This is a genomic window from Streptomyces sp. NPDC041968, assembly GCF_055589025.1.
Map to the genome: position 1 here is coordinate 129,869 of NZ_JBVJCB010000015.1, position 25,778 is coordinate 155,646.

Here is a 25,778-nt window from a genome sequence, read left to right on the forward strand (position 1 = left end):
GCCGGGTTTGAGCGGCGGGGCGCTACGGCAGTGCACCGGAGGACCGTTCACGGATCATGAGGGCGGCACGCTTGGCGGGCAGGTCGACCTCGCTGGAGAACCGGTACCCGGCGCCGAGGAACGCGGCGACCGAGGGCGTGTTGCGGACGTCCGGTTCGGCGAGCACACGCGTGCAGGCGGGCCGCCTGGCGAGGACGAGGTCGGTGACGGCCCTCAGCAGCGTCGTACCGAGGCCCTGCCCGCGGTCGGCGGAGTCGCCGATCAGCAGATGGAGGCCGGTGTCGTGCGGGCGGACGGGGCAGTACCGGGCCAGCGGGTCGAGGTCGGCCCGGTAGACCTCCCAGTAGCTCATCGGCACGCCCTCCAGGACGCCGACGCAGGGAACGCTGCGTCCGTCGCCCGCGAGCTGGGCCCGCACGTGGTCCTCGGTCACGCTCGGCGGGCCGGTCAGCTCCCAGAAGGCGGCGACGGCGGGGTCGTTCATCCAGCGGGCGATCAGCGGGACGTCCCGTTCGACGTGGACGGGCACCAGCTGGAACCCGCCTTCGGGGGTGACGGCCGGCCCCCAGTCGGCGACACGGTCGAGCAGGTCCTCGCGGGTCGGCGCGTGCGCTTCCGCCCGTTCGCGGCGCTCCCGCCGGAGCAGGGCGACGAGCTCTTCGGGCAGGTGGAGGTCCAGAGTGTCTTCGGTGCTCGCATCGGTGGAGGTCACGGTGTCGCTCCTTCGGCGGAGGAAGATCGGGGCGGGGCCCGCAGGGGGCTCGGTTTCCGAGTCGGAGGCGGAACGGCACAGGCGGCGGCCCGCTCATGCGTGCAGCGGGTTGGGAATCGTGACGTAGACGGACTGGGTGTCCACCGGGCCGGTGAGTTCGTCGAGGCCGTGCAGCCGGGTCAGCAGGTTGGCCTTGCACCGCAGGACGGACGAGTCGAGGAGATGCTCGGCCGGCGGGCAGCGCAGGGGGGCAGGGCCCGAGGCCAGGTCACGGAGGAAGCCCCGGAAGGCCGCCAGCAGGAGCCGTTCGTCGGCCAGGTGCTGGGAGCCGAGGGCGCCGATCAGGCCGAAGACGTTGTTGACGGCGAGGTAGTACGTGAGGCGCTCGTCGGTGACCTCGTCGGACACGAACGTGTCGCTGTGTTCGCCGATGCCGGGCAGGCGCGCGTCGAGTTCCGCGCGGCGGGACTCGCGGAAGTAGTAGCCCTGGTTGTCCCGGTAGCGGCCGCCGACGGGCCAGCCGCAGGAGTCCAGCAGGACGAGCGTGTTCTGCTGGTGCGCCTCCAGGGCGACACCGGCGTGGGCGTCCAGCCACAGGACGGGGCGTACGACGTGCCGCAGGTAGCGCAGGAACCACTCGACGGTCACGGCTGCGCTCGGGCGGCCGGTCCGGACGGCGAGCCGGGTGAGGATCTCGGCGAGCCGGGAGCGCGGGACGCGGGCGGTGTGCCGGTCCGTGCCGTCCACCCGCCCGTACGGACGCGGCGCGACGAGGCCGGCGACGCAGGAGACGTCGTCCGAGGGCCGGAACGGGTTGTGCCGGATGACCACGTCGAGCCCGCGAACGGGTCCGCCGTCGGGTCCGTCGACGCCGAGCCAGGCCGGATCGCGGACGATGTCGAAGTCCGGGTGGGCGGCCCGCCACTGGCGGGACAGGCCCCTGCGCAGCAGACGGTGGACCTCGACTCCGCGGTGGAGCTCCTTGCGGAGGTTCTCCCGGCGGGAGTTCGTGATGTGCAGGGCCAGCGAGAGCTTGAGCATGGCGGCGGCGCCGGGTCGGTGGACGGTCCGCACGGAGGAGGTGGGGTGCCAGTCACCGCCCCCGACACCGAGGTCCCTGAGCAGTCCCGCGTCCAGCAGGGCCGCGGTCTCCGGCCGGTGCCGTACCGCGCGGAACTGCCAGGGGTGCAGGGGCAGTAGCGCGTAACCGTCCGGCGGCACCGGACCGTCGCCGGCGAGGCGGGCGGTGAGCCCGGGCGCCGTGACCGGTCGGCCGCGCTCGGTCCAGGCCGAGTCGGTGGCGAGGACGGAGGGCGCGACGGCCATCCAGTGCAGGGGGAAGGAGCCGCGCAGTTCGGGTGAGTACCGGCGCGCCTCGGCCTCGGTGAGGCCCTCCCTGCTCTTCGGAGTGGGATGCAGCGGATGCCCGAGGAGGAGCGCCTGCTCGGCGGCGAGGAAGAGGTCGGAGCCGTCGGTGTCGGGGCGGTGGCGCCCGCGACTTACCCGGCGGTCGTCGCGCTCATCTCGGCCCTCGTCCCCGCCCTCCTCCCGGTCATCGCTGTCGCGGACGCCTTCGCACTCACGCTCACGTTCGCGTTCGCGTTCGCGGAGGAACACGGCCGTACGGCGTACGGAGTCGGCGACGCGCGCGACGAGATCGGCTCCGTCGGGGCCCGGACCGCCGGCCGCCTCCCGGACGAGCAGCGCGGCGAGCGCGACGGCGTCCACGGGGGGCGTGGTGGCGGGAGCGGCCGCCAGGCGGGGGAGGCCGAAGCGGTGGCAGCCTGTCGGCGACCAGTAGCGGACGGGAACGGTCAGGGAGGTTCCGCTGGCCGGCAGGGGCACACGAAGGCTGCCGCTCCCGGGGGCGGACGCGCCGGTCTCGCGTGCCCAGCAGCGCAGCAGGTTCTCCACGGCCACGGCCTGCGCCTCGGCGTAGGGGCCGAGACCGGGGTGGGCGCCGGGGGCGCGGCCGAGGTCGGGAGCAGGGTCGTCCCAGGCATCGACCGGTGGCGGGGTCTCGGATGCCGCCGCCGAGAAGGGCACAGGAACAGGCATGCGATGGACGGCGGAGGCCTGCTGGGGAAGCACCGGACCGGCGGCAGCCTGCCCGGGAAGCACAGGACCACCGGTGGAGGCCGGCGCGGACCGATCGAGGTGCGGGTCCGGAGCCGCAGCGGCAGCGGCAGCCGAGGTCGGTTCTGCGAGGTCGGCGGGCGCCCGTTCGGGCAGGGGGTTGGTGTGCAACGCGAGTCCTCATGACGGGCTGGAACCTGGGCGGCGGAGTTCAGCGTGCGGCGCGCGCCGCGCCCGGTAAGGCGTGGTCGCCGCGACCGCGCTCGACCGCTTCCAGGGCGTCGGCGAGGCGCTCCAGAACCGCCGACGTCTGCTCCTCGGTGATGATCAGCGGCGGCAGCAGTCGCACGACGTTGCGGGCCGGGCCCGCGAGGCCGACGATCAACCCGCGACGCAGGCACTCCCGTTGCACGGCGGCGGCGACCGTGGCGGCGGAGCCGAGCGCACGACCCGCGCCCGTTCCACCCCTCCCGCCGCCCGCGTCGTCCCATGCGTCGCACGCGTCCCCCGTACCGTCGCCGGGCGTCTCGCGCGCGCCCTCGGGCGCCACCGGCTCGATCCCGATCATCAGCCCCCGCCCGCGTACCTCGCCGACGCACCGGAACTCCTGGGCCAGGCCGCGCAGTCGGGCCAGCATCCGGGACCCCAGCGTGGCGGCGTGTTCGGCGAGGCGGTGTTCGCGGACGTGGGCCAGGGTGGCCGCGCCCGCCGCCAGGGCGAGTTGATTGCCGCGGAAGGTGCCGGCGCCGGGCCCTGCGGTGTGCAGGTCGTCGGCGTACACCACCGCCGCCAGCGGCAGGCTGCCGCCGATCGCGTGGGAGAGGACCAGGACGTCGGGGGTGACGGCGCCGTGCTCGACCGCCCAGAAGGCACCGGTCCACCCGACGCCGGACTCGGTCTCGTCGGCGATCAGCGGGACGGACCGTTCGGCCGTGACGCGGCGCAGGTCCCTCATCCAGGCCTCCGGGGCGGGCAGCACACCGGCCGCGCCGCGGACCGGCTCGAAGATCACCCCGGCCGGCCGACGCCCGGCGCCGGCGGGGCCCAGGAGGTCGGTGGTCGCGCCGTGGTCGGACTCGGTGAGGGTGACGATGCGGGTCCGACCGGTGGCGGCACGGACCAGGGCCGCAGCGGTGGCGACCGGCTCGGCACCGGCCGGTCCGCAGAACCGCACGCGCGGGCGGTGACCCGGTCCGGCAGGCAGGGTGCGCAGCAGCTCGGTGACGAAGGCGTCCTCCACCGGAGTGGTGAGTCCCCCGGCCTGCAAGGGGGCCCCGGAGTCGAGAACCCTGCGGATCGCCTCCCGCACCACCGGGTGGTTGTGCCCCAGGGGCAGGGTCCCGGCGCCCGACACGCAGTCCAGGTAGCGGCGGCCGTCGGCGCCCTCGATGGTGAGCCCCCGGGCCCTGACCGGCACGAGCGGGAGGGCCCCCGCGTACGTGCGGGCCGAGGGCTCACGCGTCGGGCCGCTCCTGCGCGGAGAGAGGGCTCGCGCGGGAGCGTCTGCCGCCCGTCTCGCCGTGAGCGGTCCGGCGTTCCGGCCCCCGGACGCAGCTCCCCCGAACGCAGCTCCCCCGTACGCGGATTCCGCCACGGCTCCCGACCTCCCGGCTGTCCGGAGACGCGCCACCGTGTCGGGGGGCCCACGGCACGAGGGGCCGCGTCCGGACAGCAGGCCCCACCGGTACCAACCGCCGCCCGTCGGCCGGGTTACGGGTTGCCCGGAGATCCGTCGGGGAGGCCGCCGGCGTCGGGTGTGTCCGGACGGGGCGTCCACCGCTGGGCGCGACGGGCCAGGTCAGACGGCTTGTATCCGAACCGTTGCCGTTCCGTCGGAACTCCCCCACAGCGAACCAATAGTGTGTGGTGCCGTTCCAGTGCAGTTCACAGCAGGGGGAGTCAACACCATGCGATCCATACGGCCGTCCTTCACCGGGCGCGGACACAGGCGCGGGCGCGGGCGGCGCACCACCTCCCCCGTGCCGGTCACCGTGGCACTCGTCTCGGCGCTCGCCCTCACCGCCACGGCGTGCGATTCCGGTGACGCCGAGGCGGGCGGCGACGCCTCCGCCTCCGCGACCGCTGCGGACGGCGGCAACGGCGAGATCCGGATCCCGGAGCACATCAAGGACAAGCTCAGGGAACACGGGATCGACGTCGACGAGTGGAAGGACGGCGCCTGGAAGAACTGGAACAAGGACGACTGGCTGCGTGAGGCGCAGGACTTCGTCAACCCGATCATCGAGGACCTGTGGAACCCGGACCGGATGCGGGAGGCCGAGGAGCCGGACCAGCAGGTCGACGACAACGACCTCTCGGGTGACCAGGGCGTGACCGACCCGGAGCCGGTGCCGGTCGAGGCGCAGGCCGTGCCGCCCAAGTACCACGACAGCGCGGCGACGGCCGGGAAGCTGCTCTTCGACTCCCCCGAGGGCTCGATGGTCTGCTCGGCGACCGTCGTGGCGGATCCGGCCAACCCCGGCAAGTCGAACCTGGTGTGGACGGCGGGCCACTGTGTGCACGCCGGCAAGAAGGGCGGCTGGTACCGCAACATCGCCTTCGTACCGTCGTACAACGACGCCGGCAAGTCGAACGAGGAACTCCAGAACGCCACCAAGGAAGAAGTCGCCCCGTACGGCGTCTGGTGGGGTGACTGGGCGCAGACCTCGGACCAGTGGATCGAGCAGGGCGGAGCGACGGGCGGCGACGGCGCCCCGCACGACTACGCCGTCATCCACGTGACGCCGGAGAAGGGCAGCGACGGCAAGTCCCTGGAGGAGACGGTCGGTTCGGCGCTCCCGGTGGACTTCGACGCGCCCGCCGTGCCGCAGGTCGAGAACATCAAGGCGATCGGCTACCCGGCCGCGCCGCCCTACGACGGCCAGAAGCTCTTCCAGTGCGAGGACAAGCCCGGGCGGCTGTCGATCAACGCCACCGACCCGACGATGTACCGCATCGGCTGCACCATGACCGGAGGTTCGTCCGGCGGCGGTTGGATCGCGGCCGGTTCCGACGGCAAGCCCGCGCTGGTGTCCAACACCTCGATCGGCCCGGTGACGGCAGGCTGGCTGGCCGGTCCGCGGCTGGGCGAGGAGGCCAAGGGCGTGTTCGACGCGGTGAGCGGCAAGTTCGCCGGCCAGTGATCAGGCGCTGAGGCACGGCGCCGCACGGGGTGAACGGTGGGGTGCGCAGGGCGAGCGCCCCGCACCGCACCGCACGTGCCCGCACACTCGTACGTCCGCACTCACAGGCAAGTCAACGGGGGTCCCCTCACCATGCGTTCCACAGCCGCGTCCGCCGCGCCACGCCCTTGGCGGCGCACGGCACTCGCCGCCACCGGCCTCGTCGCCGCCCTGGCCCTCACCATGACCGCCTGCGGTGGTTCGGAGGGGGTCGAGGCCGACGCGGAGCCCGGCGGCGGCACCTCCCAGGCCGCCGGTACCGGCGCCGACGGTCAGGTGGAGGTCCCGACCGGCCTCGCCGACCGGCTCGAGGAGCACGGCATCGACGTCGACCGGTGGAAGGACGGCGGCTGGAAGGACTGGGACAGGGACAAGTGGCTCAGTGAGGCCAAGGACTTCGTCAATCCGGTGATCGAAGGCCTGTGGCAGCCGGACCGGATGAAGTCCGCGAAGGCGGCCGACAAGACCATCGGCACCAAGGACGCCGCCGCCGACCAGGGGGCCACCGACCCGGAGCCGGCCCCCGTCGAGGCCGTGGCCGAGAAGACGCCGTACCGCCGGAACGCCGCCCCGGTCGGCAAGGTCTTCTTCGACTCCCCCGAGGGTTCGATGGTCTGTTCCGGCACGGTCGTCAAGGACGTGAACCACCCGGGCAAGTCCAACCTGGTCTGGACGGCGGGCCACTGCGTGCACGCGGGGGGCAGCGGCGGCTGGTACCGCAACCTCGCCTTCGTGCCGTCGTACAACGATCTCGACAAGAGCGAGACGGAGCTGGCGGACGCGACGACCGGCGAGATGGCCCCGTACGGCACCTGGTGGGCCGACTGGGCGTCGACCTCGAACCAGTGGATCCGGGGCGGCGCGCAGGACGGCGGTGACGGAGCCGCGTACGACTACTCCGTGCTGCACGTGAAGCCGGAGCAGGGCGGCAAGTCCCTGGAGGAGACGGTGGGCGCGGCGCTGGAGGTGGACTTCTCCGCCCCGTCCGCGACGGAGATCGCCAGCATGGGCGCCTGGGGCTACCCCGCCGCTCCGCCCTACAACGGCCTGACCATGTTCAAGTGCGTCGACCGGCCCGGCCGGCTGTCGCTCAGCCCGTCGCTGCCGACGATGTACCGCATCGGCTGCACCATGACCGGGGGCTCGTCCGGCGGCGGCTGGTTCCGGGTGGTGGACGGTGAGACCGTGCTGGTCTCGAACACCTCGATCGGTCCGCTGGAGAACACCTGGCTGGCGGGCCCGCAGCTGGGCCGGGAGGCCGAGGCGATGTACCAGAACATGAGCAGGACGTACGGCGGTCAGTGATCCGCACGTGCGAGGGCCCGCTCCCCCGTCGTGGGAAGCGGGCCCTCGTCATTGCCGTGCGTGCCTCAGCCGAGGGGCGCCGGAGCGTACGGCGTCAGCTCCGCCGCCAGCTCCTCGTGCACCCGCACCTTGAGGAGGGTGCCCTCCGGGGTGTGCTCCTCGGACAGCACCTCGCCCTCGTCGTGGGCGCGGGCGACCAGCCCACCCCGGGTGTACGGCACGAGCGCCTCGACCTCGACCGACGGACGCGGCAGCTCGTTGTCGACCAGGGCGAGCAGCTCGGCGATGCCCTGCCCGGTGCGGGCCGAGACGGCGATGGAGCGCTTCTCCACCCGCAGCAGTCGCTGGAGGACCACCGGGTCCGCCATGTCGGCCTTGTTGATCACGACGATCTCGGGCACGTCGGTGGCACCGACGTCCCTGATCACCTCGCGCACGGCGGCCAGCTGCTCCTCCGGAGCCGGATGCGAACCGTCCACCACGTGCAGGATCAGGTCGGAGTCGCCGACCTCCTCCATCGTGGAGCGGAACGCCTCGACCAGGTGGTGCGGCAGGTGCCGGACGAAGCCGACGGTGTCCGCCAGCGTGTACAGCCGGCCGCTCGGCGTCTCGGCCCGGCGCACGGTCGGGTCGAGGGTCGCGAACAGCGCGTTCTCGACCAGCACGCCCGCGCCGGTGAGGCGGTTGAGCAGCGAGGACTTGCCCGCGTTGGTGTAGCCCGCGATGGCGACGGACGGCACCTTGTGGCGCTTGCGCTCCTGGCGCTTGATCTCGCGGCCGGTCTTCATCTCCGCGATCTCCCGGCGCATCTTCGCCATCTTCTCGCGGATGCGGCGCCGGTCCGTCTCGATCTTGGTCTCACCGGGGCCACGGGTGGCGAGGCCGCCGCCCTTGCCGCCGCCCATCTGACGGGACAGCGACTGACCCCAGCCGCGCAGCCTCGGCAGCATGTACTGCATCTGCGCGAGCGCTACCTGCGCCTTGCCCTCTCGGGACTTGGCGTGCTGGGCGAAGATGTCCAGGATCAGGGCCGTGCGGTCGATGACCTTGACCTTGACGACGTCCTCGAGGTGGATCAGCTGGCCCGGGCTGAGTTCACCGTCGCAGATGACGGTGTCCGCGCCCGTGTCGAGGACGACGTCCCGCAGCTCCTCGGCCTTGCCGGAGCCGATGTAGGTGGCGGCGTCGGGCTTGTCGCGGCGCTGGACGACCCCGTCGAGCACGAGCGCGCCCGCGGTCTCCGCGAGCGCGGCGAGCTCGGCGAGGGAGTTCTCGGCGTCCTGCACCGTGCCCGAGGTCCACACGCCGACGAGGACGACCCGTTCCAGACGGAGCTGGCGGTACTCGACCTCGGTGACGTCCTCGAGCTCTGTGGAGAGGCCTGCCACCCGGCGCAGGGCCGCGCGGTCGGCGCGGTCGAGCTGCTCGCCGTCCCACTCGGACGCGATGTCGTGGCTCCAGGCGACGTCCTCTTCCATCAGGGCATCGGCCCGAAGGCCCTCGGGATAGGTCTGCGCGAGACGCTTGGTGTCCTGGGAGGGGGAAGAAGAGGAGGTCATTGGATCCTTACGTAGCTGGGAAACGTGGCGTGCGGCACTGCTACCGCATCACTGTGCACAACGCGCGAGCCACCGGGGAGATTCCCGCGGCCCGCACCGCGTCGCCGCGAAGATGGTCGCACGGCACGGGCCGTCTCGTCACCGGCTTATTCTCCGTGCGCCCCGGCCGCGACCGGGGCCGACGCCGGCGCCTGGTCGGTCGCCGTGGGCTTCCAGTCCGGGTGGCCGGGCATCGGCGGGGTCTTCTGGCCGTACAACCATGCCTGGAGGAAGGCGCCCAGGTCACGGCCGGAGACCTCGGAGGCGAGCCGGACGAAGTCGGCGGTCGTCGCGGTGCCGTCCCGGTGGCGGGCGACCCAGGTCCGTTCGAGGCGCTCGAAGGCGGCGCGGCCGATCTCCTGGCGCAGGGCGTAGAGCACGAGGGCCGCGCCGTCGTAGACGTTGGCCCGGAAGATGCCGGTCTTGCTGCCGGAGGTGGGCGGTTTCGGGGCGGCCGGCGGTCCGCCCTTCGCACGCCAGCGGTCGGAGGCGCCGTAGGCGGCCTTCATGCGCGCCTCCATGGGCTTGTCGGCGGTCTCCTCCGCGTAGAGCGCCTCGTACCAGGTGGCGTGGCCCTCGTTGAGCCACAGGTCGGACCAGGTGGCGGGGCCGACGCTGTTGCCGAACCACTGGTGGGCCAGCTCGTGCACCATGATCGACTCGACGTACCACTCGGGGTAGCCGGGCTCGGTGAACAGCTCCCGTTCGAAGAGGGAGAGCGTCTGGGTCTCCAGCTCGAATCCGGTGGTGGCGTCGGCCATGAGCAGGCCGTACGTCTCGAAGGGGTAGGGCCCGACCTTGTCCTCCATCCAGGTGATCTGGTCGGGGGTCTTCGCCAGCCACGGTTCGAGCGCCGCGCGGTGCCCGGTCGGCACGACGTCCCTGAGGGGCAGTCCGTGCGGGCCGGTGCGGCGCAGCACGGTGGAGCGGCCGATAGAGACCTGGGCAAGCTCGGTGGCCATGGGGTGGTCGTGCCGGTACGTCCAGGTGGTCGCTCCGCCGTCGCGCTCCACACCCGCCGGCAGGCCGTTCGCGACGGCCGTGAGTCCGTCGGGGGCGGTGACGCGGATGGTGAAGCGCGCCTTGTCGGAGGGGTGGTCGTTGCAGGGGAACACCAAGTGGGCGACGTCGGCCTGATTGGCCATGGCGAGGCCGTCGGCGGTGCGCACCCAGCCGCCCTCGCGGTCCTCGGGGTAGACGGGGTCGCTGGTGTGCCGGACGGTGATGCGCGTCCACTCGCCCTCGTCGAGCGCGTCCTCGGGCGTGACGACGAGGTCCTCGCCGGCCGCCGCGAACCCGGCGGGCTCGCCGTCGACCTCGACGGAGTCGACCGTGCCGTGGGCGAAGTCGAGGTTGACCCGGTCCAGGTCGGCCGTGGTCCGGGCGTCGATGGTGGTGACGGCCTTGAGCGGCTCGCTGTTGCTGCCGGTGTAGGTGAAGGACAGGTCGTACGCCGCCACGTCGTAGCCGGGGTTGCCCAGGTGCGGGAAGAGGCGGTCGCCTACGCCGAGGGGGACCGGCGGGGCGCTCGCGGCGACCATGCAGACGGAGACGGCCGAGGCGAGCAGCGCGGCGAGCCGGAGCCGGCGGCGGGCCCGGCCACGGGGGCGCGGAGTCGGGGTGTGCGGGGTGTGCGGCATCCCTCACGGCTATCAACGCGCGCGTGCGTCGCGGCGACGGCGCGCGCCCGGGACACCCGAACGTGTAGGTCCCGGCCGCCGGGACCGACCCGGTGCGGCCCGACCCGTGTGGCCCGGCCTGCAGACGACTGGGCCCGGTGCGGCCCGTGCGGCCCGGCGCCCCCGCCGCCCGGCCTTCTTACGACTCGGCCCGGCCCGGTGCGGCTCAGACTCCCGTGGTCTGCGGCTGGGCCCGGCTCACGTCGTAGACGCCGGCCACGTCGCGCATGGCGCGCATGAGGGCGGGCAGCCTGGCCGCGTCCGGGAGCAGGACGGTGTAGCTGTGGCGTACCCGCTGCCGGTCGGGGGGCTCGACGGTCGCGGAGACGATCTCGGCGCCTTCGAGGGCCATGGCCTCGGTGAGGTCGGCGAGGAGGTGCGGGCGGCCGAACGATTCGGCGAGCAGGGTGACCCGGCACTGGGTGCTCTCTCCCCAGCGCACGCCCACCTCCGGGCGACCCGCGCTCTTCATCCGCGCCACCACGGCGCACTCCGCGCGGTGCACGGTCACCACTCCCCCGCGCACGGCGAAGCCGGTGATCTCGTCGGGCGGCACGGGGGTGCAGCAGCCGGCCAGCCGTACGGTCGCCCCCGGCAGGTCCACCAGGACGTCGGCGGACACGGGGCGGAGGGCCGGCCCGTCGGCCGCGGGGCGGGGGGCGGGCGCGTCGCCGGAAAGGGAGTGCTCGGAGTCCTCGGAGTCCTCGGAGGTCCGCTCCGCTTCGGCGGCGGGCACCGGCTCCGGGTGGGAGGCCAGCCGGCGCTGGATGGCGATCCGCGCGGCGGGCGTGTGGGCGTGCTCCAGCCACTCCCTGGAGGGTTGCGAGGCCGGGTCCTGGCCCATCAGGAGCTGCACGGTGTCGCCGTCCCGGAGCACCGTGCTCATCGTCGCCAGACGGCCGTTGACCCGGGCGCCCATGGAGGCGTGCGCGTCCTCTCCGTACTGGGCGTACGCGGCGTCGACGCAGGTCGCGCCCTCGGGGAGGCCCAGGGCCCGGCCGTCGGGGCGGAAGACGGTGATCTCGCGGTCCTGGGCGAGGTCCTCGCGGAGGGTGGACCAGAAGGTGTCGGGGTCGGGGGCGCCCCGCTGCCAGTCGAGCAGCCGCGACAGCCAGCCGGGCCGGGTCGGGTCGATCCGCTCGCCGTCGCCGGTGGTCTGCTCCTCCGGCGGCTGGGCGTAGGGGTTGCCGAGGGCGACGACGCCGGCCTCCGCGACCTTGTGCATCTGGTGGGTGCGGATGAGGACTTCGACGACCTGTCCGTCGTGCGCGCGGGCCACCGCGGTGTGCAGCGACTGGTACAGGTTGAACTTGGGGACGGCGATGAAGTCCTTGAACTCCGAGACGACGGGCGTCATGCAGGTGTGCAACTCGCCGAGGACGGCGTAGCAGTCGGCGTCCTCCTGTACAAGGACCAGGAGACGGCCGAAGTCGGCGCCGCCCAGCGGACCGCGTTTGCGGGAGACGCGGTGGACGGAGACGAAGTGGCGGGGCCGGATGAGGACTTCGGCGGGGATGTCGGCCTCGCGCAGCACCTTGCGCACCTCGTCGGCGACCGCCGCCAGGGGGTCGTCCGCGCGGGCGGCATTCTCGTCGACCAGTTTCCGCGTGCGCTCGTACTCCTCGGGGTGCATGACCGCGAAGACGAGGTCCTCCAGTTCGGACTTGAGCGCCTGCACGCCGAGCCGTTCGGCGAGTGGGATGAGCACGTCCCGGGTGACCTTGGCGATACGCTCCTGCTTCTCGCGGCGCATGACGCCGAGGGTGCGCATGTTGTGCAGCCGGTCGGCGAGTTTGATCGACATCACGCGGACGTCGTTGCCGGTGGCGAGGAGCATCTTGCGGAAGGTCTCGGGCTCGGCGGCGGCGCCGTAGTCGACCTTCTCCAGCTTGGTGACGCCGTCGACGAGATAGCGGACCTCGGCGCCGAACTCCTCGCCCACCTGGTCGAGGGTCACCTCGGTGTCCTCGACCGTGTCGTGGAGGAGGGAGGCGGTCAACGTGGTGGTCTCCGCGCCCAGTTCCGCAAGGATCAGGGTCACGGCGAGGGGGTGCGTGATGTAGGGCTCGCCGCTCTTGCGCATCTGGCCGCGGTGCGAGGACTCGGCCAGGACGTAGGCGCGACGGAGCGGGTCCAGGTCGGCGTCGGGGTGGTGGGCGCGGTGGGCCTCGACGACGTGGCCGATGGCGTCGGGCAGCCGGCCGCGGGCGGTGGAGCCGAGCAGTGCGGCGCGCCCCAGGCGGCGCAGGTCGATCCGGGGGCGGGACTTCCGGCGGGGCGCGGACGGCGCGACGCCGCCGGCGACCGCGGGCGTCATCGGGCCTGGGCTCGCTGGATTCACGGCCTCCGCATTCATGGGCACCTCCGGCTGCGCGGACCGGCGGACGGGGTATCCCAGGGCGGACACGGCTCAGGGGATGGTGTCGGTCCCCCGTCCGGGCCGGTGCTTGATGCTATCGAGCCCATCACGTGCGGCTGACCGCCTCTCGCCGAGCGTGAAACGGATCACCCATTCGAGCGATGGACCGAGGGTTTACGTTTTCGCACTGAGTGTCTTGGACCGGGCTGTGGTTCAGTCGAGTACCCCTTCCAGCCAGTCTGCGTCGAACTCGCCCTCGGCGACGATCACCGCGGGGCCCGTCATCTCGATCTCGCCGTCGGGCCGCTCGGTGATCACCAGGGTGCCACCGGGTACGTCGACGGTGTACGTCACCGGGGTACCGGTGACGGCCGGGTCGGCGCCGTCCCTGCGGGCGGTGGCGACGGCGACGGCGCAGGCGCCGGTGCCGCAGGAGCGGGTCTCCCCGGAGCCGCGCTCGTGCACGCGCATCGCGACGTGGCCCGGTCCGCGGTCGACGACGAACTCGATGTTCACCCCGTCCGGGTAGGCGGCCGCGGGCTCGAACGGCGGCGGGGCGAACAGGTCGCCCGCGTGGTCGAGGTCCGTGACGAAGGCCACCGCGTGCGGATTGCCCATGTTCACGTTCCGCGCGGGCCAGCTGCGCTCGCCGACGCTCACCGAGACGTCGCCCTCGGGGAGCAGCGCGCGGCCCATGCCCACGGTGATGTCGCCGTTCTTGGCGATGTGCACGGTCTTCACACCACCGCGCGTGGCGACGGCGAGGTCGCCCTCGGTGGCGAGTCCGGCACGCTGGAGGTAGCGCGCGAAGACCCGGACGCCGTTGCCGCACATCTCCGCGACCGAGCCGTCGCCGTTGCGGTAGTCCATGAACCACTCCGCCTCGGCCGCCATGTTCCTGGCCTCGGGGTGCGCTGCGGAGCGCACCACGTGCAGCAGCCCGTCGGCGCCGATGCCCGCGCGGCGGTCGCACAGGGCCGCGGCCGCGGCGGGGGGCAGGTCGATGGCGTTCTCCGGGTCCGGGACGATCACGAAGTCGTTCTCGGTGCCGTGACCCTTGAGGAAGGCGATCCGCGTGCTCATTCCTCGATCGTACGGGGTGGCGACGACAGGACGACGGGGGCGGGCGCCGCGACGGCACACGCCGGTCGGCCCGGCCACGGACGGGAGCCGGGGCGTGACGCGGCGCGCGTCGGGTGCGCTCGACCGCCGGACCCTCGGCTGTGCGCCGGGTCAGCCGCGCAGGCGGGCCACCCGCCACACGGCCAGGACGACCACGGCGGCGACCGCCAGGACGTAGACCAGGATCATCCGCCAGTCGGCACGGCGTCCCGAGCCGCGCTGCGGCAGGCCCGGCCAGGTGTAACCGACCCGGCGGGCGGCCATCATGCCCCAGCCCGCCGCGCAGGAGCAGATCAGCAGTCCGAGCATCGCGATCACGGCGCCGCTGTCGCCGAAGTCGAAGGCGAGCGGGAACGCGAACATCAGGGAGCCGACCGCGGCCAGACACACGATGGGCGCGAGCTGCCAGATCCGCAGTCGCCGCTGCGGGCGCAGCTCGACCTCGACCTCGTCCGGGTACATCTCCTCGGGCTGCGGACCGTCGGCCGCCACACCCACCGGCGTCTCGTCGGGTCCGTCGGGGCTCAGAGCGGCTCCGGCCGGCTCCGGCCCGTCGTGGTCGGCGGGCTCGTGCTCGGTACTCGGTGCGGTGTCGCGAGGGCCGGCCTCCATCGCCACGCGCCCTCCCAACTAGGACTCAATCGGTCGATCGAAGCTCGATGATGGCACGCCGCCGGAGGCCGCGATGACGGCCGGGGCGTCCCGATGCCATCACGTGATCAGGCTGTAACCGGTCGTTCGACCAACGACAGCGCGAGCCGCGGAAGTTCCGTGCGATCCGCCACAGCCCCACTCAACCAATGCACCCGCGGGTCGCGCCTGAACCACGAATCCTGACGGCGCGCGAAGCGTTTGGTGGCACGGACGGTCTCGGCCCGCGCCTCGTCCATCGTGCACTCGCCGGCGAGGGCCGCGAGCACCTGCTGGTAGCCGAGCGCGCGCGACGCCGTACGCCCCCCGCGCAACCCCTGGGCTTCGAGTGCGCGCACTTCGTCGACCAGCCCCGCCTCCCACATCCGGTCGACCCGCAGGGCGATGCGCTCGTCCAGCTCGGGGCGCGCCACGTCCACGCCGATCTGCACGGTGTCGTAGACCGAGTCGTGGCCGGGGAGGTTGGCGGTGAAGGGCCTGCCGGTGATCTCGATCACCTCCAGGGCGCGCACGATCCGGCGCCCGTTGCTCGGCAGGATGGCCCGTCCCGCCTCAGGGTCGGCTGCGGCCAGCCGGGCGTGGAGCGCAGCCGGGCCCCGCAGCGCGAGCTCCTCCTCCAGCCGGGCCCTGACCTCGGGGTCGGTTCCGGGGAACTCGAGGTTGTCGACGGCGCCGCGGACGTAGAGGCCGGAGCCGCCGACGAGGACGGGCCAGCGCCCCTGGGCGAGCAGGGCGTCGATCCGCTCCCGCGCCATCCGCTGGTACTCGGCGACGGAAGCCGTGACCGTGACGTCCCAGATGTCGAGGAGGTGGTGGGGCACGTCGCCGCGTTCCCCGGGCGTCAGCTTGGCGGTGCCGATGTCCATCCCACGGTAGAGCTGCATGGAGTCGGCGTTGACGACCTCGCCGCCGAGCCGCTGGGCCAGGAAAACGCCCAGATCGGACTTTCCGGCCGCAGTGGGTCCGACTACGGCGATGACTCGGGGTGCGGGATGCGCGCTGCTCACCGCACCAGTCTCGCAAACCTCTCTCTCCACCCTCGAACGAGTTACGTGACGGCGCGGATCCGGGGTCGTTGCTCGTTCGAGGTTCCCGCTCCCCGGATCACCGGGGCCATGGCCCCGGCCACGCAAACGGACGCACCGGATGCCGCGGGATTTCGCCCGCACGAGTAACGTATGGAGTTGATATGGGCGTTTTTGCACGGTTCTTCCAGAAGTCGAAGACCTCCGAGGAGGCACCGGTCGCCGAGACGGAGACCGACACCCCGGACACCGAGCGCGCGGCGGAGGAAGGCGCGGCCGAGACCGCGGAGGCGGCCGAGACCGGCCCCCGGAACACGGCACAGCCCGCGGAGGCCGACGAGGCCGCCGACTCGGACAGCGTCGGCATCCCCAAGCAGCAGTCCGCCGGGGAGGCCGTCGACAACGAGGCCGACAAGGGCGCCCGCACCTGACTGCTTCCGTGAGGGAAGGCGAACCATGGGTCTCCTGGACAATCTGAAAGCCAAGCTGGAACCGGCGAAGGGCAAGGTCACCGACCTCGCGCAGCAGCACGGGGACAAGATCGACCGCGGTCTCGACAAAGTGGCGAGGACCGTGGACGAGAAGACCAAGGGCAAGTACAGCGATCGGATCCAGACCGGCTCCGGCAAGGCCAAGGGCGCCATGGATCGCCTCGCCCACAAGGACGCCGACGGCACGGACGGAAGCGGCGGCACCCCGCCCGCCGGTCCGCCGCCTGCTTCCTGACCGGGTACGGGCCGAGTACGCCCCGGGCATCGGCCCGCACACGGGTCACCGCCACCGCGGCGGCGGACGGTCACGAGCGGCCAGCTCCGGGCCGTCCGCCCGCTCGCGCACAGCCGATGCCGTGCCAGGCGCCGCGATGCTCCGCGTATCCCTCGCTCCCTCCGGCCGTCTGCCAGGCCTCCCCGGCCCTCCAGGCGCCGCGCTATGACCAGGCGGCCACGACGTAACCCACCCCGTAGGGCGCGTCCTCGTACAGCAGCGCGCCGGCGAGACCGGCACCCTCCGCCGCGCCCGCCAGCACTTGCCACGGCGCCCGGCCGGACGCCTTCAGCTCGCGGGCCCGCACCACGTCCATCGCCGCCAGGGCGGCCACGTCCGCCGTTCCCAGCGCCCGCCCCACCTCGGCGTCGAAGGGTGCCGCCCGCTCGTCGAGGTAACCCGGAGCCTTGAGCGTGCGGCACGCGCTGGCGTCACCCAGCACGAGCAGCGCCACTCTCCCGCCCCCTGCCACGACCTCCCGTCCGAGGTCGACGCAGCGCCCGGCGGGAAGGGACTCGCCCACGCCGACGCCCTCGACGGGGACCTCCGCCCACCCGGTCCGTCCGAGCAGCCAGGCGCCGACGGCGAGCCCGTACGGCAGTTCGCGCCCCGTGCGCTCGGTCCGCGCACCGGCCTCCGGGCCCAGGCACACGTCCGTGTCCACGCCGAAGCCACGGAACGAGCCCGGCGTGCCCTGGGGGAAGACCTCCGGTCCCGGGCCGTCACCGGGTCCGACGACCACCAGCCGGTCGGGCCGGGCGGCCGCGAGCAGGCCCAGCGCGTCCATGCACGCGGCCCGTGCGGCGTCCAGCTCGGGTGCGGCGCCCGCGGCGACCTCCGGCACGAGGAGCGGCGGGCAGGGACAGACAGCGGCGGCGACAAGCATGATCGGCAGCGTAGTCCCGTCCCGCGTCCGCGGCCGCCGCACCCGCGGTCGGCCGCCGTCCTCCGTGCGGTCAGTCGCAGCCGCAGCCGCTCGCCACGACGGGCTGGGGCTCGGGAGCGCCGATCTTCGGCAGGCCCAGCATCACGCCCACGGGCTTCGCCTTCTCGGTCGCGTTGCGCTTCTCCCACGCGTCGCCCGCGCGGGTGCGGCGCACGCCGAGCACCTCGCCCTCGGCGAGCAGGTGGTGCGGGGCGGCGTAGGTGATCGCGACCGTCACGACATCGCCCGGGCGGACCTCCTGGCCGGGCTTGGTGAAGTGCACCAGGCGGTTGTCGGGAGCGCGGCCGGAGAGGCGGTGCGTGGCGCCGTCCTTGCGGCCTTCGCCCTCGGCGACCATCAGCTCCAGGGTGCGGCCGACCTGCTTCTTGTTCTCCTCCCAGGAGATCTCCTCCTGAAGGGCGACGAGACGCTCGTAACGCTCCTGGACGACCTTCTTGGGGATCTGGCCGTCCATCTCGGCGGCCGGGGTGCCGGGACGCTTGGAGTACTGGAAGGTGTAGGCCTGCGCGAAGCGGGCCTCGCGGATCACGTGCAGCGTCTGCTCGAAGTCCTCCTCGGTCTCGCCGGGGAAGCCCACGATGATGTCGGTGGTGATCGCAGCGTGCGGGATGGCGGCCCGCACCTTCTCGATGATGCCCAGGTAGCGCTCCTGGCGGTAGGAGCGGCGCATCGCCTTCAGTACCGGGTCGGAGCCGGACTGCAGCGGCATGTGCAGCTGCGGCATGACGTTCGGTGTCTCGGCCATGGCGGCGATGACGTCGTCGGTGAAGTCGCGCGGGTGCGGAGAGGTGAAGCGGACCCGCTCCAGGCCCTCGATCGACCCGCAGGCGCGGAGCAGCTTGCTGAACGCCTCCCGGTCGCCGATGTCGGAGCCGTACGCGTTGACGTTCTGCCCGAGCAGGGTGATCTCGGAGACGCCCTCGGCGACCAGGGCCTCGACCTCGGCGAGGATGTCGCCGGGACGCCGGTCCTTCTCCTTGCCGCGCAGCGCCGGGACGATGCAGAAGGTGCACGTGTTGTTGCAGCCGACGGAGATGGAGACCCAGGCCGCGTACGCGCTCTCGCGGCGCGTCGGCAGCGTGGAGGGGAACGCCTCCAGGGACTCGGCGATCTCGACCTGCGCCTCCTCCTGGACGCGGGCGCGCTCCAGCAGCACCGGCAGCTTGCCGATGTTGTGCGTGCCGAAGACGACGTCCACCCAGGGGGCCCGCTTCACGATGGTGTCGCGGTCCTTCTGCGCCAGGCAGCCGCCGACCGCGATCTGCATCCCGGGCCGGCTCGCCTTCTTCGGGGCGAGGTGGCCGAGGTTGCCGTACAGCTTGTTGTCGGCGTTCTCCCGGACGGCGCAGGTGTTGAAGACGACGACGTCCGCCTCGCCGTCGGCACCCTCCGGGGCACGCACGTAGCCCGCGCCCTCCAGCAGACCGGACAATCGCTCGGAGTCGTGGACGTTCATCTGGCACCCGTAGGTGCGTACTTCGTAGGTGCGCGTGCCGCCCACTGACTGGCTCCGGTCGATGCTGCTCATGGCAATAAGGGTAGGCGGTCCGCGGCGATGACCCGGGCCGCCTGTGGACAACCGGGGCGACGGACGGCCGGGGCGGGGGACACGGCTGGTCAGAGGCTGTTCGGAGCGGGCGGGGCCGGAGGGGGCGCCTGGCGCTCAGGGCTCGATGAGGCCCGCGCGGATCGCGTACCGGGTGAGTTCCAGGCGGTCCCGGACGCCCAGCTTCTGGAGGAGGTTCGCACGGTGGCGTTCCACGGTCTTGGCGCTGATGAACAGCAGCTCGCCGATCTCCTTCGAGGTGTGGCCCTCGGCGACCAGTTTGAGGATCTCCTCTTCCCGCTCGGTGATGGGTCGCTCGGGCAGGCCGCCACCGCTGTGCAGGCGGTCCAGGTAGGAGCGGACCAGGGCCCGCTCCGCGCCCGGGTAGATGAACGGCTCGTCGCGCACGGCGGCGCGGCACGCCTCGACGAGGTCGCGGTCGGCGACGGACTTGAGGACGTATCCGCAGGCACCGGCCTTGAGGGCCTCGAAGAAGTACTGCTCGTTGTCGTACATCGTCAGTATGAGGATGCGCAGCTCTGGCAGACGGCGGGAGAGTTCGCGCGCCGCCTGGAGACCGGTCATGCGGGGCATGGCGACGTCCAGGACGGCCAGGTCGACCTCGGTGGCCCGCGCCGCGGACACCGCCTCCGCGCCGTCACCGGCCTCGGCGACCACGGTCAGGTCCGGTTCGCCGTCCAGGATGAGGCGCACCCCGCGGCGCACGAGGGTGTGGTCGTCGGCCAGCAGGACGCGGATCGGGGGCCGTGGGGGCATCAGGGGCGGTCTCCGGTTCGGTCTGCGGTGCGGTCGCCGACGGGGTGTGCGGGGGCGGGGGCAGGCGTTACGGGTGGGGACTGGTGCCCGCCGTGCGGTCCCCGGTTCGGGGCGGGGACGCGCAGGCGTACTTCGGTGCCCCGGCCGGGTGCGGGGGCGACGCGGAGGTCGGCCCCCGTCAACAGGGCCCGCTCGCGCATCCCCCGGATGCCGGCTCCCTCGGGGGCCGCGCCGAGACCGGTGCCGTTGTCGCGGACGAGCAGTTCGACGCCGTCGGGCACCGGCCGGAGGCGGAGTTCCGCGCGGTCGGCGGAGGCGTGGCGGGCGGTGTTGGTCAGGCCCTCCTGGGCGACCCGGTAGATCACGAGTTCCGCCTCCGGGCCGAGCCGGGGCAGGTCGCCGTGGACGTGGTGGTGGACGGTCAGCCCGTGGTGGGTGAACTCGGCGGCGAGCGAACGCAGGGCACTGGCGAGGCCCAGCTCCTCGAGGACCCCGGGCCGCAGGCGGCGGGCGATGCGGCGGATCTCGTCCAGGCCGGCCCGGGTGGCCTCCTGGGCCAGGGACACTTCCTCACGCAGTTCACCGGGGACCCGGTCGGCGACCCGCTTCAGTTGCAGGAGGACGGCGGTGAGGGTCTGACCGACCTCGTCGTGGAGTTCGCGGGCGATGCGGTGGCGTTCGCGTTCCTGGGCCTGCAGCGCGCGGCCCGCGCCGGCGGCCCGTTCGGCCTGGAGCCGGTCCAGCATCGTGTTGTACGTGGCGATCAGCTCCGCCGCCTCGGCCGGTCCGGCGACCGTGGGACGGGCCCCGGACACCAGCAGGTCGGCGGTGGCCATGGCCCGGCCGAGCCGGTGCAGCGGAGTGAGCCCGATGCGCAGGACGACCGCGTTGCCCGCCAGCAGCGCGGTGAGGCCCGCCAGCAGGATCAGCGCCTCTCCCGGGAGGACGGGCGTGGACACGGTGACCGGTCCCAGCAGCAGTGCGGTGGCCACGACCAGGCCGACGGCGTTGAGCGAGAAGATCCGCCAGAACAGCGACACGTTCCTCTTTCCGCTCCTCCCGGCCTTCGCGCACGACACCGCCGCGACCACCTTCGCCGCCCACGGCCGGCTTCGTATATCCGTCGCGACACCCATATCGCCACGGTACGTGCGGATGACAGCATGGCGAGGCCGCGAGCACGTCACACACGTGCGGCAAGCGCGGTCAGGAAAGCAAGACGAATGAGGGGAAAGCTCGTGTCAGCTCCACGCCTGAGGGCGACGCCGCTGCCGGGTATCGGGGTCCAGTACGACCTGGTGACCCGCGAACACCGCCACCTGTCGGTGGTGGCGCACCGCGACGGCGCCCGAACGGTGAACGTGTACCGGACCGACGACCCCGATTCCTGTGCCCACTCGCTGCGGCTGGCCGCGGCGGAGGCGGGCGCGCTGATCGACGCGCTGATGCCCTCCCACCACAGCCCGAGCCTGCTCTACACCACCGACCTCGGGCTGGTCGCCGAGCGGATCGAGGTCTCCGCGACCTCCCGGTGGAACGGCCGTCTGCTCGGCGAGACGTGCCTGCGGACCGAGACCGGCGCGTCGATCGTCGCGGTGCTGCGCCGGGCCGAGGCCATTCCGTCGCCGGCACCCGACTTCCGGCTGGTGGGCGGTGACACCTTGATCGTCATCGGCACCCGCGAGGGCGTCGACGCGGCCGCGGCGATACTCGGGCAGGAGTGAGCCGGTGCACTCCGCGGTTCTGCTGATCGAGTTCGGTTCCATCATCCTGGGGCTCGGGCTGCTCGGCCGGTTCGCCGGCCGGTACCGTCTCTCCCCCATTCCGCTGTACCTGCTGGCCGGGCTGGCGTTCGGCGAGGGCGGGCTGCTGCCGCTGGGCGCGAGCGAGGAGTTCGTGGCGGCCGGCGCCGAGATCGGCGTCATCCTCCTGCTGCTGATGCTGGGGCTGGAATACACGGCCAGTGACCTGGTGACCAACCTCAAGTCCCACTACCCGGCGGGCCTCGTCGACTGCGCGCTCAACGCCGTGCCGGGCGCGGTGGCCGCGCTGCTGCTGGGCTGGGGCCCGGTGGCCGCCGTGGTTCTCGCCGGGGTGACGTGGATCTCGTCGTCCGGTGTCATCGCGAAGGTGCTCGGTGATCTCGGACGCGTCGGCAACCGGGAGACCCCGGTGATCCTGAGCGTGCTGGTCCTGGAGGACCTGGCGATGGCGGTGTACCTGCCCATCGTGACGGCTCTGGTCGCCGGTGCCGGGCTGATGACGGGCAGCATCACGCTGGCGATCGCGCTGGCCGCGGCGGGGCTGGTGCTCTTCCTGGCACTGCGCTACGGCCGTGTCATCTCGCGTTTCGTCTCCAGCGACGACCCGGAGAAGCTGCTGCTGGTGGTGCTGGGCCTGACCATCCTGGTCGCGGGTGTCGCACAGCAGCTGCAGGTGTCGGCGGCGGTGGGCGCGTTCCTGGTGGGCATCGCGCTGTCCGGCGAGGTCGCCGAAGGGGCGCACACCCTGCTCAGTCCGCTTCGGGACCTGTTCGCCGCGGTCTTCTTCGTCTTCTTCGGCCTGCACACGGACCCGGCCAGCATTCCGCCGGTCCTGCTGCCCGCTCTCGCGCTGGCTCTGCTCACCGCCGTGACCAAGATCGCCACCGGGTACTGGGCCGCGCGGCGCGCCGGGATCTCCGTCAAGGGCCGTTGGCGCGCGGGCGGCGCGCTGGTGGCACGCGGCGAGTTCTCGATCGTCATCGCGGGTCTGGCGGTCTCGGCCGGCATCGAGCCCTCCCTGGGCCCGCTGGCCACGGCCTACGTCCTCATCCTGGTCGTTCTCGGTCCGCTCACCGCGCGCTTCACGGAACCGCTGGCGTCGCGCCTGTTCCGCCGCCGCGACGACCCCGACGGCCCCGGCCGCCAGGGCGGCGTTCCCGACCGGGCCGACGGAGCGCCTCGCACGGCCGAGGCGTCGGTGGGCGACTGACCCCCGTTCCCGGCCCGGGACATCGTCCCGCCGGCCACCGCACGACCCCGGTACGCAGGTACCGGGGTCGTCGTGCTTCGGCGTCGGCGGAGGCCGCGCCGCGCTCCCCGCCCCGTGTCACGCGCCCTGCGTCCGCGCCCCCGTCGGCGTCCAGCCCTGTCTGCGCAGGACGCCCGAGACGTCCGGAGCCTCGTAGTGCTCGCCCTTGAGGACCTTGCCGTCGGCCCTGCGGCTCACCTGTCCGTCCGGGCCCACCTTCGTCATGTTGGAGCGGTGGACCTCGGCGATCACCTCGTCGAGGTCGATGCCGTGGACGAGGGCCGTGCCGTAGGCGACGTAGACCACGTCGGCCAGCTCGTGCGCGAGCCGGTCGAGCGGGCCCCGCACCGACACCTCGGCGACCTCGGCGGCCTCCTCGGCCAGCAGCTCTCCTCTGTGGGCGGCCAGGTCCGGGGCGACCTCGGCCGGGGTGGAGCGGGCGTCCAGCCCGAAGGCGCGGTGGAAGGCACGGACCAGGTCGGCGGGCGAAGAGCTCATGCCGACGACTGTAGCGAGCACCACTGACAGTGGACGCCCGCCTCCGTGCGGTCGCCGTGTGAGCTCGGCCCTGGTCAGCACCGTTGCGGACTGGCAGGATCGCGCCCATGTCCACGCTGTTCTCCCGCATCGGCGGGCGCCGGGCCGTCCAGGGCGCGGTCGCCGGTGCCGTCGCCCTCGGGCTGCTGCTGTGGTGGCTGCTGCCACTGGGCGAGGAGCCGCCGAGCGGGACGATCACCTTCAGCACCGGCACGCGCGCGGGGGTCTACCAGAAGTACGGCGAGCTGCTCCGCGCCGAGCTGCGCAAGGACATGCCGGGCCTGAAGGTGCGGCTGATGACCAGCGCGGGCTCGCAGGAGAACGTGGAGCGGGTCGCCTCCGGGAAGGCCGACTTCACGATCGCGGCGGCCGACGCGGTGGAGACGTACAAGATCGCCGGCAGGCCCGGCGCCGAGGGCCTGCGGGGCGTCACCCGCCTCTACGACGACTACGTGCAGCTCGTGGTGCCCAGCGACTCGGACATCCAGTCCGTCGCCGACCTGCGCGGCAAGCGGGTGGCCATCGGGCTGCCGAACTCGGGCGTCCGGCTGATCGCCACCCGGCTGCTGAAGGCCGAGGGCATCGACCCGGAGAAGGACATCACGCCCCGCGCGGACGGTATCGACACCGGCCCCGGGCGGCTGGGCGGCGAGCTGGACGCGTTCTTCTGGTCGGGCGGGGTGCCGACGGACGGCCTGCGGCAGATCGCCGAGAAGTCCGCGTTCCGGTTCGTGCCGATCGGCGAGGACCTCGTCACCAGGCTGCACGCGTCCGGCGGGGCGACCCGCTACTACCGGACCACCAACATGCCCGAGTCGGCGTACCCCACGGTGCAGAACGGCGCCGTGGTGCCCACGATGGCCGTCTCGAACCTGCTGATGACGCGCGCGGACATGGATCCGCGGCTCACCGAGTGGCTGACCAGGACGGTGCTCGACAGCCGCGACGGCATCGGGGCCCACGTCCACTCCGCGCAGCTCGTGGATCTGCGGACGGGGATCTACACCGACCCGCTGGAGCTGCACGAGGGCGCCCGGCGCTACTACCGGTCCGTCAAGCCGTAGGGAAGCTCCGGCTCGGTGCGCGGGGCCGACCTCGGCACGGTGACCGTCACCTCCAGGCCGTGCGGCGTGTGGTGGCCGAAGGAGATCGAGCCGTCGCCCGCCGCGAGCAGTGCCCGGCAGATGGACAGGCCGAGGCCGGACCCCTTGACGTTCTGGTGCCTGCCGCTGCGCCAGAAACGGTCGCCCACGCGCGTCAGCTCGTCCTCGGTCAGTCCGGGGCCGTTGTCCGTGACGACGACCGTGGCGGCGTCCCCGTTGGAGGCGACCACGACCCGGACGGTCTCGTCGCTCGGCGTGAACTTCACCGCGTTGTCGATGACCGCGTCCAGGGCGCTGGACAGCGTCACCGGGTCGGCCCAGCCCGTGGTCGGCGGGCAGTCCCCCACCAGCCGTACGCCCTTGGCCTCGGCCGTCGGTGACCAGGCCGCCACGCGCTCGGCGGCCAGTGCGCCGATGTCGGTGACCTGGAGGTCCGCCTCGCTGTGCTCGGCGAGGGCCAGGTCGAGCAGGTCGTCCAGGACCCGGGCCAGACGCTTGCCCTCGGCCTGGACGGAGGCGATCTCCTGGTTGCCCTCGGGCAGTTCCAGGGCGAGCAGCTCGATGCGCAGCAGGAGCGCCGAGAGGGGGTTGCGCAGCTGGTGGGAGGCGTCGGCGACGAAGGCGCGCTGCTGCTCCAGCACGTCCTCGACGTGGTCGGCCATCTCGTTGAAGGAACGGGCCAGACGTCTGAGCTCCGGCGGTCCTCCGGCCGGTGCCACCCGGGACTTGAGCCGGCCGGTGGCGATGTCGTGGGTGGTGGCGTCGAGCACCCGTACCGGCTTGAGCACCCACCCGGTCAGCCGGAGCGCGGCGCCCACGGCGAGCAGCATCGCGGCGATCTCCCCGGCGCCGATGACCAGCCAGCCGCGCAGGGTGCGCGACCGCATGGAGTCGGTGGGTGACTCGGTGACCACGACCGCGACCACGTCCCCGTCCCGGATCACCGGTGAGGCGACCACGAGCGTGCCGTCCTCCCAGGGCCACACCTGCTGGGGATCGTGGCTGCGCCGGCTGAGCAGCGCCTCGTCGAAGGAGTCGCGGACCTCGCCGGTCTGCGGGAGGAACCAGGTCGTCGGGGCGTTGGCCATGGGGATGTGGTTGCGGTAGAAGACGCCCGCCTTGATGCCGTAGACCTCGTGGTAGCTGATCAGCTCGGTCTGCAGGGTCTCCAGGCGCTCGTCGGTGGTCGTCCGGCGCGAACCGCCCGGGACGTCCTCGGTGACGAACTGGGCGAGGGCGGCGAAGCGCGCCGTGTCGTCGATGCGGTCGATGACGACCTTCTGCTGCTCCGCGCGGGCGACGCTCACGCCCAGGGGCACCCCCAGGGCGAGCAGGACGGCCGCCATCAGGACGATGAGCAGCGGAAGCAGGCGTGTGCTCACC

At 72.9% G+C, this 25,778-nt stretch carries 22 protein-coding genes; 7 read left to right on the forward strand and 15 right to left on the reverse strand.

Annotation, left to right across the window (positions count from 1 at the left end; translation table 11 throughout):
- Window positions 1–22: 22 nt before the first annotated feature.
- The 3 genes from ACZ6EG_RS30435 to ACZ6EG_RS30445 form a co-directional block, all read right to left on the reverse strand.
- Entirely contained in the window at window positions 23–712 is a 690-nt protein-coding gene (locus ACZ6EG_RS30435) for a GNAT family N-acetyltransferase (RefSeq protein ID WP_391972125.1), read from the reverse strand.
- Window positions 713–805: 93 nt separating this feature from the next.
- Window positions 806–2,770, reverse strand: a complete 1,965-nt coding sequence (locus tag ACZ6EG_RS30440) for an IucA/IucC family protein (protein ID WP_469609327.1) — start codon at window positions 2,768–2,770, stop codon at window positions 806–808.
- 229 nt (window positions 2,771–2,999) lie between these two features.
- Complete coding sequence (locus tag ACZ6EG_RS30445; RefSeq protein WP_469609329.1) at window positions 3,000–4,205, reverse strand: aminotransferase class III-fold pyridoxal phosphate-dependent enzyme; 1,206 nt, start codon at window positions 4,203–4,205, stop codon at window positions 3,000–3,002.
- A 490-nt stretch (window positions 4,206–4,695) separates the two neighbouring features.
- Here ACZ6EG_RS30445 and ACZ6EG_RS30450 point away from each other — a divergent pair, with 490 nt between their 5' ends.
- Entirely contained in the window at window positions 4,696–5,931 is a 1,236-nt protein-coding gene (locus ACZ6EG_RS30450) for a trypsin-like serine peptidase (RefSeq protein ID WP_391972122.1), read from the forward strand.
- Between the two features lie 132 nt (window positions 5,932–6,063).
- Window positions 6,064–7,275: a trypsin-like serine peptidase gene (locus tag ACZ6EG_RS30455; RefSeq protein WP_469609333.1), complete on the forward strand. Its 1,212-nt coding sequence runs from the start codon at window positions 6,064–6,066 to the stop codon at window positions 7,273–7,275.
- A 65-nt stretch (window positions 7,276–7,340) separates the two neighbouring features.
- Here ACZ6EG_RS30455 and hflX read toward each other — a convergent pair whose 3' ends face one another.
- The 6 genes from hflX to miaA all read right to left on the reverse strand — a co-directional run bounded on the left by hflX (window position 7,341) and on the right by miaA (window position 15,691).
- Window positions 7,341–8,834 carry a GTPase HflX gene (gene hflX / locus ACZ6EG_RS30460; protein WP_366768518.1) on the reverse strand — a complete coding sequence of 498 codons (1,494 nt, stop codon included), beginning with the start codon at window positions 8,832–8,834 and terminating at the stop codon, window positions 7,341–7,343.
- Between the two features lie 146 nt (window positions 8,835–8,980).
- Window positions 8,981–10,513 carry a M1 family metallopeptidase gene (locus tag ACZ6EG_RS30465; protein ID WP_469609338.1) on the reverse strand — a complete coding sequence of 511 codons (1,533 nt, stop codon included), beginning with the start codon at window positions 10,511–10,513 and terminating at the stop codon, window positions 8,981–8,983.
- Window positions 10,514–10,718: 205 nt separating this feature from the next.
- The gene (locus ACZ6EG_RS30470; protein ID WP_469609341.1) at window positions 10,719–12,908 is read right to left on the reverse strand and encodes a RelA/SpoT family protein; all 2,190 of its coding nucleotides are present in this window, start codon (window positions 12,906–12,908) and stop codon (window positions 10,719–10,721) included.
- Between the two features lie 216 nt (window positions 12,909–13,124).
- A complete protein-coding gene (gene dapF / locus ACZ6EG_RS30475; RefSeq protein WP_391972118.1) occupies window positions 13,125–13,994 on the reverse strand; it encodes a diaminopimelate epimerase in 870 nt (289 codons plus the stop codon).
- Window positions 13,995–14,144: 150 nt separating this feature from the next.
- On the reverse strand, window positions 14,145–14,645 hold the full coding sequence (locus ACZ6EG_RS30480; protein ID WP_391972207.1) for a hypothetical protein: 501 nt from the start codon (window positions 14,643–14,645) through the stop codon (window positions 14,145–14,147).
- 107 nt (window positions 14,646–14,752) lie between these two features.
- Window positions 14,753–15,691 carry a tRNA (adenosine(37)-N6)-dimethylallyltransferase MiaA gene (gene miaA, locus ACZ6EG_RS30485; protein ID WP_391972117.1) on the reverse strand — a complete coding sequence of 313 codons (939 nt, stop codon included), beginning with the start codon at window positions 15,689–15,691 and terminating at the stop codon, window positions 14,753–14,755.
- Between the two features lie 182 nt (window positions 15,692–15,873).
- Between miaA and ACZ6EG_RS30490 the strand changes: the two genes are divergently transcribed.
- Window positions 15,874–16,140 (forward strand): hypothetical protein, encoded by a 267-nt coding sequence (locus ACZ6EG_RS30490; RefSeq protein ID WP_391972116.1) that lies wholly within the window; start codon window positions 15,874–15,876, stop codon window positions 16,138–16,140.
- A gap of 25 nt (window positions 16,141–16,165) precedes the next feature.
- The gene (locus tag ACZ6EG_RS30495; protein WP_391972115.1) at window positions 16,166–16,435 is read left to right on the forward strand and encodes an antitoxin; all 270 of its coding nucleotides are present in this window, start codon (window positions 16,166–16,168) and stop codon (window positions 16,433–16,435) included.
- A 202-nt stretch (window positions 16,436–16,637) separates the two neighbouring features.
- Here the strand turns inward: ACZ6EG_RS30495 and ACZ6EG_RS30500 are convergent, their stop codons facing one another.
- From ACZ6EG_RS30500 to ACZ6EG_RS30515, 4 genes are all read right to left on the reverse strand, one after another.
- On the reverse strand, window positions 16,638–17,360 hold the full coding sequence (locus ACZ6EG_RS30500) for a class III extradiol dioxygenase subunit B-like domain-containing protein (protein ID WP_469609348.1): 723 nt from the start codon (window positions 17,358–17,360) through the stop codon (window positions 16,638–16,640).
- A 70-nt stretch (window positions 17,361–17,430) separates the two neighbouring features.
- On the reverse strand, window positions 17,431–18,948 hold the full coding sequence (gene miaB / locus ACZ6EG_RS30505; RefSeq protein ID WP_391972113.1) for a tRNA (N6-isopentenyl adenosine(37)-C2)-methylthiotransferase MiaB: 1,518 nt from the start codon (window positions 18,946–18,948) through the stop codon (window positions 17,431–17,433).
- A 135-nt stretch (window positions 18,949–19,083) separates the two neighbouring features.
- Window positions 19,084–19,743, reverse strand: coding sequence for a response regulator transcription factor (locus ACZ6EG_RS30510; protein ID WP_356611266.1), 660 nt, complete (start codon window positions 19,741–19,743; stop codon window positions 19,084–19,086).
- On the reverse strand, window positions 19,743–20,783 hold the full coding sequence (locus ACZ6EG_RS30515) for a sensor histidine kinase (protein WP_391972112.1): 1,041 nt from the start codon (window positions 20,781–20,783) through the stop codon (window positions 19,743–19,745). The genes ACZ6EG_RS30510 and ACZ6EG_RS30515 overlap by 1 nt, the downstream gene beginning before the upstream one ends.
- 198 nt (window positions 20,784–20,981) lie before the next feature.
- Here ACZ6EG_RS30515 and ACZ6EG_RS30520 point away from each other — a divergent pair, with 198 nt between their 5' ends.
- Both ACZ6EG_RS30520 and ACZ6EG_RS30525 read left to right on the forward strand, forming a co-directional pair.
- Window positions 20,982–21,467, forward strand: a complete 486-nt coding sequence (locus ACZ6EG_RS30520; RefSeq protein ID WP_356611270.1) for a cation:proton antiporter regulatory subunit — start codon at window positions 20,982–20,984, stop codon at window positions 21,465–21,467.
- A 4-nt stretch (window positions 21,468–21,471) separates the two neighbouring features.
- The gene (locus ACZ6EG_RS30525; protein WP_391972111.1) at window positions 21,472–22,716 is read left to right on the forward strand and encodes a cation:proton antiporter; all 1,245 of its coding nucleotides are present in this window, start codon (window positions 21,472–21,474) and stop codon (window positions 22,714–22,716) included.
- A gap of 117 nt (window positions 22,717–22,833) precedes the next feature.
- Here ACZ6EG_RS30525 and ACZ6EG_RS30530 read toward each other — a convergent pair whose 3' ends face one another.
- Window positions 22,834–23,253, reverse strand: a complete 420-nt coding sequence (locus ACZ6EG_RS30530) for a pyrophosphohydrolase domain-containing protein (protein ID WP_361014807.1) — start codon at window positions 23,251–23,253, stop codon at window positions 22,834–22,836.
- Window positions 23,254–23,360: 107 nt separating this feature from the next.
- On the opposite strand from ACZ6EG_RS30530, the gene ACZ6EG_RS30535 reads away from it, so the two are divergent.
- Window positions 23,361–24,356, forward strand: a complete 996-nt coding sequence (locus tag ACZ6EG_RS30535; RefSeq protein ID WP_391972110.1) for a TAXI family TRAP transporter solute-binding subunit — start codon at window positions 23,361–23,363, stop codon at window positions 24,354–24,356.
- Here ACZ6EG_RS30535 and ACZ6EG_RS30540 read toward each other — a convergent pair.
- Window positions 24,335–25,777 carry a sensor histidine kinase gene (locus ACZ6EG_RS30540; RefSeq protein ID WP_391972109.1) on the reverse strand — a complete coding sequence of 481 codons (1,443 nt, stop codon included), beginning with the start codon at window positions 25,775–25,777 and terminating at the stop codon, window positions 24,335–24,337. The two genes, ACZ6EG_RS30535 and ACZ6EG_RS30540, sit on opposite strands and share 22 nt — an antisense overlap.
- Window position 25,778 lies beyond the last annotated feature (1 nt).